Source organism: Streptomyces sp. Ru73 (assembly GCF_002920575.1).
Classification (GTDB): Bacteria; Actinomycetota; Actinomycetes; order Streptomycetales; family Streptomycetaceae; genus Streptomyces.
Genome location: NZ_PQSQ01000218.1, coordinates 1 through 1245, shown reverse-complemented (window position 1 = coordinate 1245; position 1245 = coordinate 1). Strand labels below are relative to the sequence as shown.

The following is a 1245-nucleotide window of genomic DNA, read 5'->3' as shown; positions in this document are numbered from 1 at the left end:
GACACCCAAGTAGCACGGGGCCCGAGAAATCCCGTGTGAATCTGGCGGGACCACCCGCTAAGCCTAAATATTCCCTGGTGACCGATAGCGGATAGTACCGTGAGGGAATGGTGAAAAGTACCGCGGGAGCGGAGTGAAATAGTACCTGAAACCGTGTGCCTACAAGCCGTGGGAGCGTCGCTGTCATCTTCGGATGGCAGTCGTGACTGCGTGCCTTTTGAAGAATGAGCCTGCGAGTTTGCGGTATGTTGCGAGGTTAACCCGTGTGGGGAAGCCGTAGCGAAAGCGAGTCCGAAGAGGGCGACTGAGTAGCATGCTCAAGACCCGAAGCGGAGTGATCTAGCCATGGGCAGGTTGAAGCGGAGGTAAGACTTCGTGGAGGACCGAACCCACCAGGGTTGAAAACCTGGGGGATGACCTGTGGTTAGGGGTGAAAGGCCAATCAAACTCCGTGATAGCTGGTTCTCCCCGAAATGCATTTAGGTGCAGCGTCGTGTGTTTCTTGCCGGAGGTAGAGCACTGGATAGGCGATGGGCCCTACCGGGTTACTGACCTTAGCCAAACTCCGAATGCCGGTAAGTGAGAGCGCGGCAGTGAGACTGTGGGGGATAAGCTCCATGGTCGAGAGGGAAACAGCCCAGAGCATCGACTAAGGCCCCTAAGCGTGTGCTAAGTGGGAAAGGATGTGGAGTCGCAGAGACAACCAGGAGGTTGGCTTAGAAGCAGCCACCCTTGAAAGAGTGCGTAATAGCTCACTGGTCAAGTGATTCCGCGCCGACAATGTAGCGGGGCTCAAGCACACCGCCGAAGTCGTGTCATTGCAGCAATACTCCCAACGGAGGCTGTGATGGGTAGGGGAGCGTCGTGTGCCGGGTGAAGCAGCCGTGGAAACGAGTTGTGGACGGTTCACGAGTGAGAATGCAGGCATGAGTAGCGATTCACACGTGAGAAACGTGTGCGCCGATTGACTAAGGGTTCCTGGGTCAAGCTGATCTGCCCAGGGTAAGTCGGGACCTAAGGCGAGGCCGACAGGCGTAGTCGATGGACAACCGGTTGATATTCCGGTACCCGCTTTGAAGCGCCCAATATCGAATCCTCTGATGCTAAGGCCGTGAAGCCGCCCTGGATCCTTCGGGTGAAGGGGAGTGGTGGAGCCGCTGACCCAAGGTGGTAGTAGGTAAGTGATGGGGTGACGCAGGAAGGTAGTCCAGCCCGGGCGGTGGTTGTCCCGGGGTAAGGGTGTAG

1 rRNA gene is annotated in these 1245 nt (G+C 57.2%); it reads left to right on the top strand.

Features of this window, described 5'->3' with window-relative positions:
- A 23S ribosomal RNA gene (locus tag C3486_RS36630) occupies positions 1-1245 on the top strand; the annotation flags it as partial.